The 19151-nt window shown below is 35.6% G+C and carries 16 protein-coding genes; 12 read left to right on the forward strand and 4 right to left on the reverse strand.

Going from position 1 to position 19151, the window contains the following annotated elements; all coding sequences use genetic code 11:
- Positions 1-107: 107 nt before the first annotated feature.
- Both ACH2BV_RS10165 and ACH2BV_RS10170 read left to right on the forward strand, forming a co-directional pair.
- On the forward strand, positions 108-1061 hold the full coding sequence (locus ACH2BV_RS10165; RefSeq protein ID WP_395050614.1) for a T9SS C-terminal target domain-containing protein: 954 nt from the start codon (positions 108-110) through the stop codon (positions 1059-1061).
- Between the two features lie 81 nt (positions 1062-1142).
- Positions 1143-3005 carry an ABC-F family ATP-binding cassette domain-containing protein gene (locus ACH2BV_RS10170; RefSeq protein WP_395050615.1) on the forward strand — a complete coding sequence of 621 codons (1863 nt, stop codon included), beginning with the start codon at positions 1143-1145 and terminating at the stop codon, positions 3003-3005.
- A gap of 412 nt (positions 3006-3417) precedes the next feature.
- On the opposite strand, the gene ACH2BV_RS10175 is transcribed toward ACH2BV_RS10170, so the two are convergent.
- Positions 3418-4182, reverse strand: a complete 765-nt coding sequence (locus tag ACH2BV_RS10175; RefSeq protein ID WP_395050616.1) for a hypothetical protein — start codon at positions 4180-4182, stop codon at positions 3418-3420.
- A 268-nt stretch (positions 4183-4450) separates the two neighbouring features.
- On the opposite strand from ACH2BV_RS10175, the gene ACH2BV_RS10180 reads away from it, so the two are divergent.
- Both ACH2BV_RS10180 and ACH2BV_RS10185 read left to right on the forward strand, forming a co-directional pair.
- The gene (locus tag ACH2BV_RS10180; RefSeq protein WP_395050617.1) at positions 4451-5149 is read left to right on the forward strand and encodes a hypothetical protein; all 699 of its coding nucleotides are present in this window, start codon (positions 4451-4453) and stop codon (positions 5147-5149) included.
- Between the two features lie 99 nt (positions 5150-5248).
- Positions 5249-5704 carry an FKBP-type peptidyl-prolyl cis-trans isomerase gene (locus tag ACH2BV_RS10185; protein WP_395050618.1) on the forward strand — a complete coding sequence of 152 codons (456 nt, stop codon included), beginning with the start codon at positions 5249-5251 and terminating at the stop codon, positions 5702-5704.
- Positions 5705-5947: 243 nt separating this feature from the next.
- Here ACH2BV_RS10185 and ACH2BV_RS10190 read toward each other — a convergent pair whose 3' ends face one another.
- Positions 5948-7495, reverse strand: a complete 1548-nt coding sequence (locus ACH2BV_RS10190; RefSeq protein ID WP_395050619.1) for an SDR family NAD(P)-dependent oxidoreductase — start codon at positions 7493-7495, stop codon at positions 5948-5950.
- Positions 7496-7617: 122 nt separating this feature from the next.
- Between ACH2BV_RS10190 and ACH2BV_RS10195 the strand changes: the two genes are divergently transcribed.
- On the forward strand, positions 7618-8397 hold the full coding sequence (locus tag ACH2BV_RS10195; RefSeq protein ID WP_395050620.1) for an O-methyltransferase: 780 nt from the start codon (positions 7618-7620) through the stop codon (positions 8395-8397).
- A 67-nt stretch (positions 8398-8464) separates the two neighbouring features.
- Here ACH2BV_RS10195 and ACH2BV_RS10200 read toward each other — a convergent pair whose 3' ends face one another.
- Entirely contained in the window at positions 8465-9136 is a 672-nt protein-coding gene (locus ACH2BV_RS10200) for a hypothetical protein (protein WP_395050621.1), read from the reverse strand.
- A gap of 291 nt (positions 9137-9427) precedes the next feature.
- On the opposite strand from ACH2BV_RS10200, the gene ACH2BV_RS10205 reads away from it, so the two are divergent.
- The 7 genes from ACH2BV_RS10205 (at position 9428) to ACH2BV_RS10235 (ending at position 17259) form a co-directional block, all read left to right on the forward strand.
- Positions 9428-10114, forward strand: a complete 687-nt coding sequence (locus ACH2BV_RS10205; protein ID WP_395050622.1) for an ABC transporter ATP-binding protein — start codon at positions 9428-9430, stop codon at positions 10112-10114.
- A gap of 54 nt (positions 10115-10168) precedes the next feature.
- Positions 10169-10738, forward strand: a complete 570-nt coding sequence (locus ACH2BV_RS10210) for a cob(I)yrinic acid a,c-diamide adenosyltransferase (protein ID WP_395050623.1) — start codon at positions 10169-10171, stop codon at positions 10736-10738.
- A 162-nt stretch (positions 10739-10900) separates the two neighbouring features.
- Complete coding sequence (locus ACH2BV_RS10215; protein WP_007138072.1) at positions 10901-11122, forward strand: DUF2795 domain-containing protein; 222 nt, start codon at positions 10901-10903, stop codon at positions 11120-11122.
- Positions 11123-11209: 87 nt separating this feature from the next.
- Positions 11210-14560, forward strand: a complete 3351-nt coding sequence (gene secA / locus ACH2BV_RS10220) for a preprotein translocase subunit SecA (RefSeq protein ID WP_395050624.1) — start codon at positions 11210-11212, stop codon at positions 14558-14560.
- 183 nt (positions 14561-14743) lie between these two features.
- Positions 14744-15919 (forward strand): MFS transporter, encoded by a 1176-nt coding sequence (locus ACH2BV_RS10225; RefSeq protein ID WP_395050625.1) that lies wholly within the window; start codon positions 14744-14746, stop codon positions 15917-15919.
- Positions 15920-15990: 71 nt separating this feature from the next.
- Positions 15991-16872 (forward strand): amidohydrolase family protein, encoded by an 882-nt coding sequence (locus tag ACH2BV_RS10230; protein ID WP_395050626.1) that lies wholly within the window; start codon positions 15991-15993, stop codon positions 16870-16872.
- A 39-nt stretch (positions 16873-16911) separates the two neighbouring features.
- On the forward strand, positions 16912-17259 hold the full coding sequence (locus tag ACH2BV_RS10235) for a DHCW motif cupin fold protein (protein ID WP_395050627.1): 348 nt from the start codon (positions 16912-16914) through the stop codon (positions 17257-17259).
- A gap of 365 nt (positions 17260-17624) precedes the next feature.
- Here ACH2BV_RS10235 and ACH2BV_RS10240 read toward each other — a convergent pair whose 3' ends face one another.
- Positions 17625-19088 (reverse strand): aminoacyl-histidine dipeptidase, encoded by a 1464-nt coding sequence (locus tag ACH2BV_RS10240; RefSeq protein WP_395050628.1) that lies wholly within the window; start codon positions 19086-19088, stop codon positions 17625-17627.
- Between the last annotated feature and the right edge of the window lie 63 nt (positions 19089-19151).

A 19151-nucleotide genomic window follows, 5' to 3' on the forward strand; every position in this document is an offset into this window, starting at 1 on the left:
TTTGTTCCAATATTCAGAGAAATTCTTTGTTTCATACTTGAAAATTCGCATAAAGTAAGTTCCAATTTAAAAACTTAATTTTGACAAATTAGTTCTTTCCATTTTAAATGAAAAAAATAGTTGTTCTCTTCTTCTTAAGCATCACTTCAATCTACGGCCAAATTTCGGGCTGTACAGATTCGTTTGCAAAAAATTATAATCCAAAAGCAACTAATAATGATGGAAGTTGTCAATATGCTTCCACCAAAATTAAACCTGAATCTTCTTCAAATTTAAGTGATTCTTTAATCGAAACTTCTGGTCTAATTGCTTTCAACAATTTATTTTGGACACACAATGACGATCACGACACGACTATTTATGGTTTGGATTCCAAAGGAAAAATTCAAACTAAAATCAAACTCGAAAAGGTAAAAAATAATGATTGGGAAGAGATTACTCAAGACAGTACTTTCATTTATATTGGTGATTTTGGGAATAATTATAAAGGAAACCGAAAAGATTTGCACATTCTGAGAATCGAAAAAAAATCCTTCTTGTCGCATCAACCCATTATTGATACTATTTCATTTTCCTATTCAAATCAAACGGATTTTAGTATTCAAAAAGAAAATACCACCAATTTTGATTGTGAGGCTTTCGTGGTTTCACAAGACAGCATTTATTTGTTTACAAAGCAATGGCGCCAGGAGAAATCGAGCGTTTATATGTTGCCAAAAACTCCTGGAAACCATATCGCCACATTAAAAGAAACCATTGATGTAAAAGGATTAATAACTGGAGCAACGAAATTGGCTTCAAAAAATCAGATTGTACTCTGTGGATATTCTAAAATGCTTAAGCCTTTCTTATTCTTATTGTATGATTATAAAGAAAATAATTTCTCATCAGGAAATAAGCGAAAAATTATGCTTTCACTCTCTTTTCATCAAATAGAAGGTATTGCCACTGATGACGGAAAGTTGTTTTACCTAACCAATGAATCCATCATTCGAAAGCCGATTATTAATACGCCTCAACAAATGCATTCGGTAAACTTAAGTCCCTTTTTGAAACCCTAAATTCAGAAATAGAACTCCCTACAAAATAAACAATTCGCAAATAGTGCTATAATAGTTTACTTTTGCAAAAAAATTAACCTTGTGAATTACTTATCAGTAGAAAATATTTCGAAATCTTTTGGAGAGCGCACGCTTTTCAAAGACATTTCGTTCGGAATCAATAAAGACCAAAAAATTGCTTTTATAGCCAAAAATGGTTCGGGTAAAACCACTATAATGAACATTATTAATGGTTTTGATGAACCTGATACAGGTCAAGTCGTGCTTCGAAAAAGCGTCAAAATGGCTTTCTTGTCCCAAGACAGTAAATTGCAAGATGAGTTGACGATTGAGGAAAGTATTTTTGCTTCGGATAACGAAACTTTAAAAATAATTGAAGCCTACGAAAAAGCGTTGGAAAACCCTGAAGATGAAGAAGCATATCAAAAAGCTTTCGACGGAATGGACCAACATAATGCTTGGGATTTTGAAACCCAATACAAGCAAATTTTGTTCAAATTGAAGTTGGAAGACTTCAAACTAAAAGTAAAAAATCTTTCTGGTGGACAGAAAAAACGTTTGTCGCTTGCCATCATTTTAATTAATCGTCCCGACTTGTTAATTCTCGATGAACCCACGAATCACTTGGACTTGGAGATGATCGAATGGCTGGAAAGTTATTTTGCCAAAGAAAACATTACCTTGTTTATGGTCACGCACGACCGTTTCTTCCTGGAGCGTGTTTGCAACGAAATCATCGAACTCGACAACGGAAAAATATACCAATACAAAGGAAATTATTCATACTATTTAGAGAAAAAAGAAGAACGAATTGCTTCCGAAAATTCAAGTGTGGACAAAGCCCAAAACTTGTTCGTCAAAGAACTCGAATGGATGCGTCGCCAACCCAAAGCGCGTACTTGCAAGAGTAAATCGCGTCAGGATGATTTTTATGATATCAAAGAAAAAGCACAAAGTCGCCGTCGGGAGAATGTGGTCGAACTCGAGATTAATATGGAAAGAATGGGAAGCAAGATTATCGAGCTTCACAAGATTTCCAAGAAATTCAAAGATCACGTCATTTTAGATAATTTTAATTTTGATTTTCAACGTGGCGAACGCATTGGAATCATTGGGAAAAATGGAACCGGAAAATCGACTTTCTTGAATTTATTGACAGGAACTATTGCGCTTGACAGTGGAAAAGTAGTCGTTGGCGACACCATCAAAATAGGATATTATACTCAAAGCGGAATCAACCCAAAACCAGGACAGCGCGTGATTGATGTCATCAAGGAATACGGCGATTTTATTCCGTTAATGAAAGGCAGATTAATTTCGGCTTCGCAATTACTGGAGCGCTTCCTTTTTGATTCGAAAAAACAATACGATTTTGTCGAAAAACTGAGCGGTGGGGAGTTAAAACGTTTGTATTTGTGTACGGTTTTAATCCAAAACCCGAACTTCTTGATTCTGGATGAACCTACGAATGACTTAGATATTGTGACTTTGAACGTCTTAGAAAGTTTCCTTTTGGATTTTCCAGGTTGTTTGTTGGTAGTTTCGCACGACCGTTACTTTATGGATAAAATTGTCGATAATTTATTTGTTTTTAGAGGACAGGGCGAAATAGAAACTTTCCCGGGAAATTACTCTGATTTCAGAGCTTATGAAGACAGCGCTGATGTTGCCCAAAAAGAAGATAACAAGTCCGAGAAGAAAGACTGGAAACAGAACAATCCAAGTGGAAATCTGACTTTTAACGAGCAAAAAGAATATCAAAAAATCGAAAGAGAAATCAAAGATTTAGAAATCGAAAAGGCCAAAATCGAACAACTTTTTTCTGACGGAAAAGTTGCCGATGCCGATATTTCTGCCAAAGCCAAAGAACTGGAAAACATCAATAATAAAATTGAAGATCGAGAAGAACGATGGTTTGAGTTGAGTGCGAAGATAGAAGGATAGCCCCTAACCCCTGAAGGGGGAATAAAAGAACACATTTTATACTATTAAGTCAATTTATCATTTCCAGGCACGAAGCAATAACATAACTAGAGCAACAAATGGGATTATTGCTTCGTTCCCTCTGCTGCTCGTTTGCAAGTGTTCTCTGGTGCTCGATTGCATCGAGTACCTACTTAAATTAGAAGACAAATTACAGCGTTTGTAACGCAATTCCCCATCTGGTGCTCGATTGCATCGAGTACCTACTTAAATTAGAAGACAAATCGCAGCGTTTGCAACGTGATTCATTTATTAAAAAGTACCATTTAAGGAATTGTGATAAACAAAAACCGAGCAAATTTACTCGGTTTTGTTTTATAGAGAAAAGTTCCCTAAATCCTGATAACTATTCAATTATATTCAGACTTCTCCATTAGCTATAAACCTTTATTTCTTTCAATTTTCGGATTCCTTTCATACGCTTCCAAGCAATTAAATTTCTTTGCTTGTACAACCACAAACATCCTAAATCCAATAAGAAATAAAACAAACTAATTCCACTAGGTGGATTGGCACTTTTTAAAAATGGAAATACACCATAAGCAGTATTTGGCCAAGCCCAACAGCGGTAATGCGTCCCTACAATTTCCAGAAAAGCGACGACTATATACATCGTTAAAAAGAACAAACGTTCTCTTGGTTTGTTTCTTAAGAAGAAAATAACTAACAAAGACATTACAAAACCAAAAATGTCATTTGCGAAAATCAAGAAAAGTGTAGCATATACTAATACGAAAATGGTAAAGAGTTTTTCGAGTTGTTTTCTATGTGTTTTAACTATTGCATCTTTACAAAAATATACTGCCGCAATATACACAATGGCGTGTCCGGGAGGAACGTATAAAGGAACATTGCCTAATCGATACGTATACATACCTAAAGCGATTGAAAATAAATGTTCGCCAACAAACCCAATAATTACGGCAAATAACATTTGTGATCTAATCCTGGATGTCGATCTATAAAACAATATAGAAAACCCTATTAGCATTACAAATGTGGCTAAATGTTGTGTGTTTTCATAAACGGGCACCATATATTTACTATCCAAATATAACCCAAAGGCTATAAATAGAAATAAATAACCAATGGTTTTATAGAAAGCTAAAAAAAGTGAAATGGCAATTTTACTATTCATTCGGCGAAAATACATACTATTTATAAAAAATTCAATTACAATTTATTATTTATGGTAAACGCTGAAAATCTTCGTTTTTTTATAACTATTAATTATTCGATTATCTTTTTCAATTTCTTTAAATTTAACTCTAGCTACATTCGAAAATAAAATAAATCTTTCTTATCCAAATTTCTTCACTTTGTCCGAATTTCTCCAATTTGGTTAATCTTGGACATTTGTTTTTTTTCATAATTCTAGTTTTGAAATGAATTTAAAACCTTAAACCATGAAAAATTTAATTTTACTTTTGATTTGTGCCACATTAACCGGATGTGGAGCTGTTTATTATGTTCCAAATACCCAAAATGTTCCTGCAATGAAGGAAAAGGGTCAAACCAATTTATCCGTTGGTCTTAACTCCTCAGAAAGTGTAGACGGATTTGAATTTCAAGGCGCTTATGGATTGACAAATAAAATTGCCTTGCAACTCAATGGCGATTGGGTAAGTTCTTCTGACGGCCCATCAAGTGGATCTGGTCATATATTAGAGTTAGGAGCTGGATATTATAAAAACTTATCGAAAAACTTTGTTTTTGAAACTTATGGATTAATGGGCTTTGGTGGTATGAAATATGAAGATAATTATAATACTCCTCAAGAAATAAAAGCCAATTTTTTTCGTATTGGTTTACAACCCAGTATCAGTTTTACCAGCAAATACTTTATTGCTTCTTTATCCGGAAGATTGGCAAATTTAAATTACAATTCTGTTAGCGGAAATTTAATCGATGATGTTGATTATTTAAAAGCTAATAATTCATTTTGGTTGGCAGAACCCGCTTTAACACTACAAGCAGGTTTTGAAGACGTTAAATTACAACTACAATTTCAATACAGTTATAATCTAACGGATCCAAATTTTGTACAGGATTATTCGCTCGTTTCTATCGGTTTGAAAGTCAATTTAAATACTAAAAAGAATTAAGAATACCTTTCAAAAAAAATACCAACCTGCAAGAAGTCAACCAACTTCGTACTTGAACAATTTGTACTATATTTGCCATTCAAAAAAAAATTATTCTCTATGAAACGCCTCTTAACTGCCTTATTAGCTTTGACTCTTTTTATTTCATGTTCCAAAGATAAAGGAGCATCAATTGATTATGTTGCAAAAAACGAACTAGAAATTAAGGAATATATTGCCAAAAACAATTTAACTGCCCAAAGAAGTGATACGGGTTTGTATTATGTGATTACCAATCCTGGAACTGGCATACAACCAACAGCATCTTCGAATGTAACCGTAGCCTATAAAGGTTATTTTACTAATGGAACTGTATTCGATCAAAGCACTACAGGAATTTCGTTTGGTTTGAATCAAGTTATAAAAGGCTGGACAGAAGGTATTCCATATTTTAAAACTGGTGGTAATGGTATTCTTTTAATTCCGGCTCATTTAGGATATGGAAGTAGTTCAAACGGTCCAATTCCTGGAGGTTCGGTGCTTGTTTTTGATGTGAAATTAAATTCAGTAAATTAGAAATTATCAAATTTCGCTCCGCAAAGTCTCCGACTTTGAGGATGTGTTAGTCAGTCTTTGACTGAGATAAAAAATAAAAATAGTATAAAATATAATCGGTTAAAAACCGAAATTCACCACCTCAAAGTCGGAGACTTTGCGGAGCAACAGCTGGAACGATAAAACAAAAAAACCACAACAAAATTTAATTCTGTTGTGGTTTTTTTACTTGTTGCTAATTCCCCTTCAGGGGCTAGGGGCTTTCTACCAAGGAATCGGATTGTAATCTTTCAAAAACTTTCCACACCAATGTTTTCCCGTATTAATTCCGTCAAACAAAGGATCCATAACTCGAGCCGCACCATCAACAATATCTAATGGCGGTTGAAAGTCTTCTTCTTCCTGTTTACGTTTGGCTAATTCTGCGGGATCTTCGTCGGTTACCCATCCTGTATCTACAGCATTCATAAAAATTCCGGCTTTCGCCAAAGTTCCTGAGGAAGTGTGGGTGAGCATATTCAAGGCGGCTTTTGCCATATTCGTATGCGGATGGCGATCTTCTTTGAAAAAGCGGTGAAACTTTCCCTCCATCGCCGAAACATTGATAATGTGTTTTTGTCCCGTGTTATCCTTCTTCATCACTTCCGAAAGTCGGTTGCACAACACAAAAGGTGCAACGGAATTGACCAATTGCACTTCGATCATTTCAGTGGTTTCAATTTGTCCCAAACGCAATCGCCAGCTGTTGGTTTTTCGCAAATCAACTTGCTGCAAATCGGCATCGAGTTCTCCTTCCGGAAAAACTTCGGTTGCAACCAATGCATTATCAAAACTGTAAGGAATCTGCGATAATTTGGCGGAAGCCCGCAAACCAATCCCAGGTTCTGGTCCATGCCAAGTCACCGGCATATTTTCATTCGATGAAAATCCTGTTGTCAGTACTTTTAATTCATCCAGACAATTGGTATGATCCAATAATAATTCCTGCGCTTCTTTGGGCAAAGCGGCAATTGGCAGTTCTTCATTTTCCATCAAATGCGAATAAAATCCGGCTGGTCGTCTCACGGTTTGCGCCGCATTATTGATGAGAATATCCAGACGTTCGTATTTTTGTTCTATAAAATTACAGAAAATTTCCACGCTCGGAATATGTCGTAAATCTAATCCGTGAATCTTTAAGCGATCGTTCCAATCCAAGAAATCATCTTCCTTGGAAAACCGCAAAGCCGAATCCACCGGAAACCGAGTCGTAGCAATAACAGTTGCTCCGCCACGCAAAAGCATCAGCGAAATATGGTAACCAATTTTCAATCGAGAACCGGTAATCACAGCAATTTGTCCTTTTACATCGGCAGTTTGAAAACGTTTGGCATAATTAAAATCGCCGCAATCCATACACATTGTATCGTAAAAATGGTGCATTTTAGTAAACTCCGTTTTACAGACGTAACACTTTCTAGGCGTTTCGAGTTCTAATTGTTCTTTGTGTTCCAAATCATGTGAAGCCAACAATTTTGGGGCTACAAAAACACTCGCTTCACGAGCATACCGAATCCCGGTTTCTTTGCGAGCGGTTCTGTCTTTCTTTTCCTGTTTGCGTTTAGCAACCGCTTTTCCGTCCTTCTTTCTTTTAATTAACTCATCACGATTGGGACGTGACAATTGTCCCGCCGCTTTGAGTAATTCGGTTCTTTGTTCTTTTGGAATGTCAAATATTTGGTCTGTATCCGTGTTTAATTGTGCCAAAATAGCGATGCAGCGGTCAATTTCTTCCGAAGTTATGGTGCTTTTATTTTCTATTCTTTCGGTCATCATCATGAAAATCAATATTATACTTGGTCTAAATATCAAGGGCGCAAATATAGTCTATAAAGTCTTAATTTTGTCTTTTGTATCTTCGCATCTAATTTGTCAAACATCGCGTAATAATCTTTATGTTATTCCAAATAAAATCTTATCTCAAATTCCTTTGGAACTCCAAGAACGAACACGCGGTGCATTCGCCATTCGTGTTTAATTTGGTTACCAAATGTTTTTATGATACGAAATCAAAACCTGAATATCAAGTTTTAAAAAACTATCGGGATTCACTTTTGAAAAATAAAAATACCATTGAAGTAACCGATTTTGGAGCCGGTTCGAAAGTTTTCAAATCGAATACTAGGCAAATTGCCAAGATTGCGAAAACAGCCGGAATTACTAGAAAACGTGCCGAATTACTGTTTAGAATTACAAATTATTTTCAGCCAGATAACATTTTAGAAATTGGAACTTCATTAGGATTAGCAACTTCTGCCCTAGCTTTGGGAAATCCAAAGGCAAAAATCATAACCTTGGAAGGTTGTCCGGAAACGGCAAAAATCACTCAGGAACAATTTGGAAAATTTGGTTTAACCAATGTAAATTTCCTCGTAAAAAAATTCGATAGTTATTTTAGCGACTTTAAACTTCAAACTTTAAACTTTAAACTCATCTACTTCGACGGCAACCATTCAAAAAGCGCTACTTTAGATTATTTTGAACTTTTATTACCAACGATTTCCAATGAATCTGTTTGGATTTTCGATGATATTCATTGGTCAAAAGAAATGGAAGAAGCTTGGGAAATTATTAAAAACTATCCGAAAGTTATCGTATCGATTGATACTTTTCAATGGGGAATTGTTTTCTTTAGAAAAGAACAACTAAAGGAAAATTTTGTAATTCGCTCCTAAAAAAAATGACAGCCATCACTGACTGTCATTTCTTTTTGAATTAATAAATATTCAATTTAATAATCAATTATTCTTTTGCTTTAGCCATTTCTTGCGATTTTTCTCCCATCCTGTTCACTTTTAACATTGGAGCAAATTTGAATTTTAAACCGGCAATTTTTTTATTGTCATCTGATGATAGACCTTCTTTTTCAACAGTGTTTTTTCTGCTGTCTAATGCCTCATACATTAATTTAATTTCGTCCCAATCTTCACGAGTATAGCTATCTTTGTTATTTTCGGCAGTGTGAATAAATAATTGGTAAACACCATGAATGTTATCCGCATTTACCCAACTAAAATTCATATCATCTCCAATTTTTCCTTCACCAAACAAAGCATTTCTCAATTGCTGTTTAGAATTTGGAGCTTGATTTACTACTTCATTTGCAACTTGATTTTCTGCTTCAATTTTTGCTTTTAAAGCTTCATATTTGGCTTTACTTGCATCAATCCTTTCTTGTTCTTTAGCAGTTTCTTTTAAATTCATTAAAGCTGCTTCAGCATCGCTCATTCTTATTTGATAAGCCGCATCGATTGCTTGCCAATTTGTTTTAGCATCGATAAGATTACCTACCGAATCGACATAAACAACATAAGTTTCAACCGTTTTCTGTGCTTGGGTTTCTTTTTCATCTTTACAAGATGTAAATCCTAAAGCGATTAATACAACTCCTAATAATAATTTTCTAGTTTTCATAATTTCTATTTTATTAAATATTAAGCAAATCTACAGGGACTTGCTTAATATTCAATATTAAACCAAAAATTATACAACTAATTAAATAAATAATGAAAAATGATTAAAAAATATGTGAATTATATAAAATATAGCTGTAATTATATATCCTATAACTTTATTCTTTTGAGTATAAAAATGTAACAAATTTTAAAAAAAACTACTTATGATTAATTCAAAAGTCTTTTGTACTTTTAAACCAAAACTTTAAACTCACGCTGAGCCAGTCGAAGCGCTAAATTCCATATATAAATGTCAAGACCACTAATAAAAATAACCAATATCAAGAGAGATTTTGTTCTTGGAAACGAAATCGTTTATGTGCTAAAAGGTATTGATTTAGAAATAAAAAAAGGAGAATACGTAGCATTAATGGGGCCCTCAGGTTCAGGAAAATCTACCTTAATGAATCTTTTGGGTTGTTTGGACACGCCAACCTCCGGAACTTATATTCTCAACGGAAAAGACGTAAGCCAAATGCACGACGACGAATTGGCTGAAATCCGAAATAAAGAAATAGGTTTTGTTTTTCAAACATTTAATCTTTTGCCTAGAACAACTGCGCTTGACAATGTGGCTTTACCAATGATTTATGCAGGATATTCGAAATCAGAAAGAAGAGCTCGAGCCACTAAAGTTTTGACTCAAGTTGGACTAGATGACCGAATGGATCACCAACCCAACCAACTGTCAGGCGGACAAAGACAAAGAGTTGCAATTGCAAGAGCTTTGGTAAATAAGCCTTCCATAATTCTTGCCGATGAGCCCACAGGAAATCTAGACAGTAAAACGTCTGAGGAGATAATGGTTCTTTTAGAGGAAATTCACAAAAACGGCAACACCATAATTGTGGTAACGCACGAAGAAGAAATTGCAGCTCACGCAAAGAGAATTATCCGTTTAAGAGATGGAATGGTTGAAAGCGACACAACGAAGTAAATTATTTGTTTAATCGTTTAACCGATTAAACGACTAAACAATTAAACAATTAAAATGAAAATATACACAAAAACCGGCGATAAAGGAACAACAGCGCTTTTTGGCGGAACAAGAGTTCCAAAAGACCATATTCGTATAGAAAGTTACGGAACCGTTGACGAATTGAATTCTTATATTGGTTTAATTCGTGACCAAGAAATAAATGCACATTATAAAAAAATCCTGATTGAAATTCAGGATCGATTGTTTACCGTTGGTGCTATTCTTGCCACGCCTCCTGAAAAAGAAGTAAAGAAAAACGGCGAATTGCGTTTGAAAAATCTAGGAATTACAGAAAGCGATATCGAATTACTCGAAAATGAAATTGACAGTATGGAAGAAGCGCTGCCGCCAATGACTCATTTTGTTTTACCTGGAGGGCACACCACTGTGTCATATTGTCATATTGCAAGATGTGTTTGCCGCCGTGCAGAACGTTTGGCAGTACATTTAGACCACAATGAACCCGTTGCCGAAATCGTGATTATGTACCTAAACCGACTTTCTGACTACCTTTTTGTATTGGCACGAAAGTTGTCAAATGATTTAGACGCTGACGAAGTAAAATGGATTCCGAGAAAGTAGTTGGCAGTATTCAGTGGTCAGTTTGCAGTGAAAAACTGAACACTGACCACTGAATACTGAACACTAAAAAAAACGTTCTTAACTTTAATAAAAAATAAATGATTTTTTACTTGTCTTTTTCAGTAAAAAATTTATTTTTGCACAAAACTAAACTGACAAAAGATGTATTGGACATTAGAACTAGCATCCTATCTTAGTGATGCGCCGTGGCCCGCTAACAAAGACGAACTTATCGACTACGCTATTAGAGCTGGAGCTCCATTAGAAGTAGTAGAAAACCTACAGTCTATAGAAGACGAAGGCGAAATATATGAGTCGATGGAAGAAATTTGGCCAGATTATCCCACTGACGAAGATTATCTTTGGAATGAGGACGAATATTAAAAAAATAACCCAAGAAAAAAGTCTCTAAAGAGGCTTTTTTTTTGGTTAAATTTACACACTTTTATAAAATAGAAATACAAACATATTATGAGTTTCATAAACAGCATACTTAAAGCCTTTGTAGGTGATAAATCTCAAAAAGATGTCAAAGCTTTACAACCTTATCTAGCGAAAATTAAAACTTTTGAAAGTGGTCTAGCCGCATTATCGAATGATGAACTGCGAGCCAGAACCACTTTTTTTAAAGAAAAAATAAAACAAGATCGTTCAGAGAAAGACGCGAAAATTGCTTCACTTAAACTAGAAGCAGAAAGCATCGAAGATATTGATAAACGTGAAGATATTTACCTAGCTATTGATGCTTTGGAAAAAGAAGCTTATGAAATTTCAGAAAAAACCTTAATGGATATTCTTCCGGAAGCCTTTGCTGTTGTTAAAGAAACTGCCAAAAGGTTTAAAGAGAATACGCAGATTAAAGTTACTGCAACTCCAAAAGATCGTGAACTTTCGGCAACGAAAACCTATATCACACTTGACGGAGACAAAGCTTTTTGGTCTAATTCCTGGAATGCTGCCGGAAAGCAAATTACCTGGGATATGATTCACTATGATGTTCAGTTGATTGGCGGAATGGTTTTGCACGAAGGTAAAATCGCCGAAATGCAAACCGGTGAAGGAAAAACATTGGTGGCAACATTGCCTCTTTATTTGAATGCTTTAACCGGAAACGGTGTGCATTTAGTAACCGTAAATGACTACTTGGCCAAACGTGACAGTACGTGGAAAGCACCTCTTTTTGAATTTCATGGTTTGACTGTGGATTGTATTGACAATCACCAACCCAATTCGGAAGGACGAAAAAAAGCGTACGATTCTGATATTACTTACGGAACAAACAATGAATTTGGTTTCGATTATTTAAGAGATAATATGGCGCATTCGCCAGAAGATTTGGTTCAAAGAAAACACAATTATGCCATTGTTGATGAAGTCGATTCGGTTTTGATTGATGATGCCAGAACTCCATTGATTATTTCAGGACCAGTACCGGAAGGTGACCGTCACGAATTTAATGAATTGAAACCAAAAATCGAAAACTTGGTAAGCCTTCAAAGACAATTAGCCAATGGTTTTCTAGCTGAGGCAAAAAAATTAATCAAGGAAGGTAATACTAAAGATGGTGGTTTTCTATTATTGAGAGCGCACAGAAGTTTACCAAAAAATAAAGCATTAATTAAGTTTTTGAGTGAAGAAGGAATCAAACAATTGCTTCAAAAAACCGAAAACTCTTATATGCAGGACAACAATCGCGAAATGCCGAAAGTGGATGAAGCTTTGTATTTTGTAATTGAAGAAAAAAATAATCAGGTAGAATTGACTGATAACGGAATTAAATTCCTTTCGGGAGATACTGACAGTAATTTCTTTGTTTTACCAGATATTGGAACTGAAATTGCCGCCATAGAAAAGCAAAAATTAGACAAAGACAAAGAAGCCGAAGAAAAAGAAAAATTATTTCAGGATTTCGGTATCAAAAGCGAGCGTATTCATACTTTGACACAACTTTTAAAAGCGTACACACTTTTCGAAAAAGATGTTGAATATGTGATTATGGACAACAAGATTATGATTGTCGATGAGCAAACCGGTCGTATTATGGATGGTCGTCGTTATTCAGATGGTTTACACCAAGCGATTGAAGCGAAAGAAAGCGTGAAAATCGAGGATGCAACCCAAACTTTTGCAACGGTAACACTTCAGAATTATTTCAGAATGTACAGCAAATTAGCTGGTATGACAGGAACTGCAGTTACTGAAGCTGGTGAGTTATGGCAAATCTATAAATTGGATGTTGTAGAAATTCCTACGAACAGAGCAATGGTACGAAAAGACAAAGAAGATTTTATCTATAAAACCACTCGTGAAAAATTCAATGCCGTAATCGAGGATGTAACTCAATTATCGAATGCAGGAAGACCAGTATTAATTGGTACGACTTCAGTGGAAATTTCAGAATTATTAAGCCGAATGCTAAAAATGCGCGGTGTTGCCCATAATGTTTTGAATGCAAAAATGCACAAACAAGAGGCGCAAATTGTGGAAGAAGCAGGAAAATCAGGTGTTGTAACTATTGCTACCAATATGGCTGGTCGTGGAACAGATATTAAACTTTCTGCCGAAGTGAAAGCTGCTGGTGGTTTGGCAATTGTTGGTACGGAACGTCACGATTCACGTCGTGTTGACCGTCAGTTGCGAGGTCGTGCAGGTCGTCAGGGAGATCCAGGAAGTTCACAGTTTTATGTTTCACTTGAAGATAATTTGATGCGTTTATTTGGTTCTGAAAGAGTTGCGAAAGTGATGGACAGAATGGGATTGCAGGAAGGTGAAGTGATTCAACATTCGATGATGACCAAATCTATCGAAAGAGCGCAAAAAAAAGTCGAAGAAAATAACTTTGGTGTTCGTAAACGTTTATTAGAATATGATGACGTTATGAATGCGCAACGTGAAGTAGTTTACAAACGTCGTCGTCACGCATTGCACGGAGAACGTCTAAAAGTGGACATCGCCAATATGCTTTATGACACTTGCGATTTAATCGCAACCGAAAATAAAGCGACCAATGACTTCAAGAATTTTGAATTCGAACTGATTCGTTATTTCTCTATCACTTCTCCAGTTTCTGAAAGTGATTTCAATAAATTAACTGAAATAGAATTGACTGGAAAAGTGTATAAAGCTGCCTTGGCATTTTATACCGAAAAAACAGAACGCAGCGCGAGAGAAGCATTTCCTATCATCAAAAATGTTTATGAAGATAAAAATAATCAATTCGAACGAATCGTGGTTCCGTTTACTGATGGAATAAAATCGCTGAATGTGGTTACAGATTTGAAACGTGCGTATGAATCAAACGGAAATCAATTGGTTGCCGATTTCGAGAAAAATATCACTTTGGCAATTGTGGATGAAGCCTGGAAGAAACATTTACGCAAAATGGACGAGTTGAAACAATCGGTTCAATTAGCGGTTCACGAACAAAAAGATCCTTTGCTTATCTATAAATTTGAAGCATATAATTTGTTTAGTTCAATGTTGAACGGTGTAAATAAAGAGGTAATTTCGTTCTTGTTCAAAGGGGATTTACCACAGCAACAAGCTCCTGCAATTCAAGAAGCAAAACAAGTTAAAGTTAAAGAAAATTACAAAACAAGTAAAGACGAAATTCCTAATAGTGATAGTCTTGCTGCTCAAAACAGCCAAGTGGGACAAACACAACAACGTCAGGTTACGGAAACCATTGTTCGTGATCAGCCAAAAATTAATCGCAACGACACGGTAACCATTCAAAATGTAGCCAATGGACAAACACAAGAAATGAAGTACAAGAAAGCCGAAAGTTTAATAGCTAACGGAACTTGGGTTTTAGTTCATTAATAAAATATAGATTCCATTTCAATCCTCAATTGCGAAAGTAGTTGGGGATTTTTTTTGTAGATTTGAGAAGAATATAACGTCGTTTATTTGTCATTTCGACCACAGGGAGAAATCGCATTTGTTGTTCTCGTTATGTGATTTCTCCCTGCGGTCGAAATGACAAAATAATAAAAAAAAATCACCTTGAAAAACATCACCCGCACTGTTTGGATTTTATCATTCGTAAGTTTGTTTACTGATATGGCAAGTGAAATGCTGTATCCCATAATGCCTATTTATTTAAAAACCATCGGCTTTTCGATTGTGCTTATCGGGATTCTTGAAGGCGTTGCCGAAGCTGTGGCTGGACTAAGCAAAGGCTATTTTGGCAAACTTTCGGACAACTCGGGAAAGAGGGTTCCTTTTGTGCAAATTGGTTATACTTTCAGTGCCATTTCAAAGCCAATGATGGCACTTTTTATATTTCCCCTTTGGATATTCTTTGCACGAACAATCGACCGCATTGGAAAAGGAATCAGAACTGGTGCCAGAGATGCCATACTTTCAGATGAAGCCACACCGGAAACCAAGGGAAAGATTTTTGGTTTTCACCGTTCTATGGATACTTTGGGAGCGGTTTTGGGACCCTCTTTGGCCTTGCTTTACCTCTATTTTTATCCGGAAGACTACAAAACCTTATTTTACATTGCCTTTTTTCCGGGACTTTTTGCTATTCTGGCTTCTTTCGTGCTCAAAGACAAAAACAAAATACAACCGAAAGAGAAAAAAACCGCATCGTTTTTGGTTTCCTTCCACTATTGGAAAGAAAGTCCCGTATTGTATCGCAAAGTAGTGATTGGATTATTGGCTTTTGCCTTGTTTAACAGTTCGGATGTGTTTTTATTGTTGAAAGCTAAACAATCCGGATTAAGCGATACCTTGGTCATTGGACTTTACATTTTTTATAACTTGATTTATGCCTTGTGTGCTTTCCCAATTGGAATTCTAGCAGATAAAATTGGATTGAAAAAAATGTTTATTTCCGGATTATCACTATTCATAATCGTATATTTAGGAATGGGATTAAACACGAACAGTTACGTTCTGGTTGGACTATTTTTACTCTACGGAATTTACGCCGCTGCCACCGAAGGCATTGCCAAAGCCTGGATCAGCAACATTACCGACAAAAAAGACACGGCTACGGCAATAGGAACTTATTCCGGTTTTCAAAGTATTTGTACGATGCTCGCTAGTTCATTGGCTGGATTGATTTGGTATCGATTTGGTGCAAGCGAAACCTTTATGATAACGGGAATTGCGACTATTTTGATTTTGTTTTATTTTGTGTTTTGGGTTAGGTTGAAAGAGAAGAAGTAGTACGTTTTACAATCTGAATTCGATTGTTATTTTGATTATATTAGCGAGATAATAGGATAAACTAAATTGAAATGAGAAAAATAATATTGCTTTTGATATTCATTACCATTGGTAGCGAAATCTCTTTTGGACAGATAATAGATATGCATATGCACAGCTATACTGAGAAAACCTTTTGGGTTGGGACGGCAAGAAATGGCTTAGCATCAAGTAAAACAGCAAAAGAAACACTTGAACAAACTATTCAAAAAATGAACCAATATAACATTGAATTTGCTGTTGTTTGCGGGTCAATTGAAAGTTTAGAAGTATACACCAAGGCTGACAAAAGATTTATTCCAGGATATCAGGATAGTGAAGAAACTCTTGTTCCCCTGAAGCAATTTGAGGAATATATAAAATCAGGTAAAATCAAAGTATTTGGAGAAGTAATGGCTGTTTACAAAGGAAAAACACTTGCTGACCCAAGCTATCAACCTTATTTAGCAATTTGTGAGAAATATGGCATTCCTGTTGGCTATCATTCGGGAGGAAGTTTTCCAAATGCACAAAATTTAGGATGGCCAAACTATAGAATTAAATTTGGCGACCCTTTTTTGATTGAAGATGTTTTAGTAAAATATCCAAAATTAAAACTTTACTTAATGCACGCTGGTGAAAACTTCTATGAAAATACACTCCGAATGATGGATGGTTACCCAAACCTTTATGCGGACTTGGGTGTGGAAATGTGGTTGCATCCTATGACAAAAGATTTTGCAATTAAGTTTTTAAAATCTGCGAAAGAATATAGAGTTCTTGATAGGGTAATGTTTGGTTCCGACCAGATGGTTTGGCCTGAAGCAATTACAAACTCAATAGACTTCTTAAACGCTTTGGACTTTTTAACAAAGGAGGAAAAAGAAATGATATTCTATAAAAACGCAAAGAAGTTTCTTGGGATAAAGAATTAACCAAAATCAGCAATTGCTAAAGTAATAAAACCATTTCAAATGAACATCCCATTCCAAACCATAGACTGGTGCAAAATAGAAAAAACGGAACACAAAGGTGAAACCGGAATTGCTTATTGGCAAACTGTAAAATTCAATGGACTTCGAGTTCGTAAAGTGGAATACTCTTCAGGCTATCTGGCGGATCATTGGTGCCAAAAAGGACATATTGTGCATTGCCTCGAAGGTGAATTTATCAGCGAACTGGAAAACGGTGAGCAATTTTTTCTATCGAAAGGAATGACCTATATTGTTTCTGACGATTTGAGTTCGCATCGTTCCCTTACTAACAATGGCGTTACTTTGTTAATAATTGATGGCGATTTCTTGAAATTAGACCAAGTATGAAAAATGCCTGAAACCTTTTTCTTATAAAAAATATTCTTTATATTTACTCCATCAAAAACAGAAAAGTTAACCTTTAAATATACCTATTATGGCAAAAAGTCAAGACGCAAAAAAAACCGTAAAAAAAGAACCTCTTAAAACCGCCAAGGAAAAGAAAGAGGAAAAAAGAGAAAAGAAAAACAGTCCTAAAAGGGATTAGTTTGCTTCGCCAGTTCGTCCTTTGGTCTCGGGTGCAGGTCACAGATTACAGGTGGCAGAAATAAAGCAGTTTAAAAATGAAATGAATCATCTTTAAACTGCTTTTTATATATATAATTATCTTAATTCTATGTACTGCAACCTGAAATCTGCTGTCTGAAATCTGATTACTTTTTCACCGGAATATTCTCCAGAATTTCCAACACAAATTTGAAGAATTTCTGAGAAGATGCAATACTTGCTCTTTCATCTGGTGAATGCGCTCCTTGAATTGTTGGTCCAAAAGAAATCATATCCATATCAGGATAATTCGTTCCCAGAATTCCACATTCTAAACCAGCGTGACAAGCGACTACCTTTGGTTTTTCATTGTTTTGTTTCGCATAGATTTTAACCAATAAATCCAAGATTTCGGATTTAACATTTGGAGTCCAACCTGGATAAGAACCTGCAAAATTTACTTCGCAGCCACTTAATTCAAAAGCAGAACGCAAGGCATTTGCCAAATCAAACTTAGAAGTTTCCACCGAAGAACGCGTTAAACACCCAATAGAAATTTCACCATCTTTGATGATTACTCTTGCCACATTATTAGAAGTTTCCACTAAATCTTCCATATCGGCAGACATTCTGTAAACACCATTATGCGCGGCATAAATAGAACGAATAATTCCTTCTTGAACACCCAAATCCATTACTTTTTTTGGTAAATCGCATTTCACGATTTCAATAGTCAGGTTTGGTTCGGTTGTTTTGAATTCAGTTTTAATGTCGTTGATGATTTCCTGCATATCAAAAATATATGCTTCGTCATACATTCCGGCTACAATCACTTTGGCAACACTTTCTCTCGGAATGGCGTTGCGCAAACTTCCTCCGTTGATTTCTGAAACTTGAAGTCCAAAATTTTCGAAAGCATCAAACAACAAACGATTCATAATTTTGTTGGCATTACCCAATCCTTTGTGAATATCCATTCCGGAATGTCCTCCGTTTAAACCTTTAACAGTAATTGTGTAACCAACAGAATCCTCTGGAGTTTCCTCTTCGTGATATTCCCTTGTTGCAGTAACGTCAATTCCCCCAGCGCATCCAATGTCGATTTCGTCATCTTCTTCGGTATCCATATTCAATAGAATTTCGCCTTTAAGAATTCCACCTTTTAGATTTAAAGCCCCCGTCATTCCAGTTTCTTCGTCAATTGTAAACAAAGCTTCTATCGCCGGATGTTTGATGGTTTTAGATTCTAAAATTGCCATTATCATAGCAACTCCAAGTCCATTATCAGCGCCAAGTGTAGTTCCGCGAGCACGAACCCAGTCGCCATCGACATACATATCAATTCCTTGTTTGTCAAAATCGAAAACGGTATCTGAATTTTTTTGATGTACCATATCCAAGTGACCTTGTAGAACAATTGGTTTGCGATTTTCCATTCCAGCAGTCGCAGGTTTGCGTATAATTACGTTACGGATTTCGTCTTCAAAAGTTTCTAATCCTAATGAATCTCCAAAGTTCTTCATAAACTCGATAACACGTTCTTCTTTTTTGGATGGACGAGGAACTGCATTTAAATCGGCAAATTTGTTCCAAAGTGCTTTTGGTTCCAGATTTCTTATTTCTTGGCTCATTATTTATTTATTTTTTAATTATAGTTTGAAAGTTCAAAGTTAGAATAATGAATTTTAAAAGTC

It is taken from the genome of Flavobacterium sp. (genome assembly GCF_043780635.1).
Classification (GTDB): domain Bacteria; phylum Bacteroidota; class Bacteroidia; order Flavobacteriales; family Flavobacteriaceae; genus Flavobacterium.

Coding starts and splice junctions, on each gene's coding strand:
- ACH2BV_RS10165 (WP_395050614.1), top strand. CDS start 108: ATGAAAAAAATAGTTGTTCTCTTCTTCTTAAGCATCACTTCAATCTAC.
- ACH2BV_RS10175 (WP_395050616.1), bottom strand. CDS start 4,182: ATGAATAGTAAAATTGCCATTTCACTTTTTTTAGCTTTCTATAAAACC.
- ACH2BV_RS10180 (WP_395050617.1), top strand. CDS start 4,451: ATGAAAAATTTAATTTTACTTTTGATTTGTGCCACATTAACCGGATGT.
- ACH2BV_RS10185 (WP_395050618.1), top strand. CDS start 5,249: ATGAAACGCCTCTTAACTGCCTTATTAGCTTTGACTCTTTTTATTTCA.
- ACH2BV_RS10190 (WP_395050619.1), bottom strand. CDS start 7,495: ATGACCGAAAGAATAGAAAATAAAAGCACCATAACTTCGGAAGAAATT.
- ACH2BV_RS10195 (WP_395050620.1), top strand. CDS start 7,618: ATGTTATTCCAAATAAAATCTTATCTCAAATTCCTTTGGAACTCCAAG.
- ACH2BV_RS10200 (WP_395050621.1), bottom strand. CDS start 9,136: ATGAAAACTAGAAAATTATTATTAGGAGTTGTATTAATCGCTTTAGGA.
- ACH2BV_RS10205 (WP_395050622.1), top strand. CDS start 9,428: ATGTCAAGACCACTAATAAAAATAACCAATATCAAGAGAGATTTTGTT.
- ACH2BV_RS10210 (WP_395050623.1), top strand. CDS start 10,169: ATGAAAATATACACAAAAACCGGCGATAAAGGAACAACAGCGCTTTTT.
- ACH2BV_RS10215 (WP_007138072.1), top strand. CDS start 10,901: ATGTATTGGACATTAGAACTAGCATCCTATCTTAGTGATGCGCCGTGG.
- secA (WP_395050624.1), top strand. CDS start 11,210: ATGAGTTTCATAAACAGCATACTTAAAGCCTTTGTAGGTGATAAATCT.
- ACH2BV_RS10230 (WP_395050626.1), top strand. CDS start 15,991: ATGAGAAAAATAATATTGCTTTTGATATTCATTACCATTGGTAGCGAA.
- ACH2BV_RS10235 (WP_395050627.1), top strand. CDS start 16,912: ATGAACATCCCATTCCAAACCATAGACTGGTGCAAAATAGAAAAAACG.
- ACH2BV_RS10240 (WP_395050628.1), bottom strand. CDS start 19,088: ATGAGCCAAGAAATAAGAAATCTGGAACCAAAAGCACTTTGGAACAAA.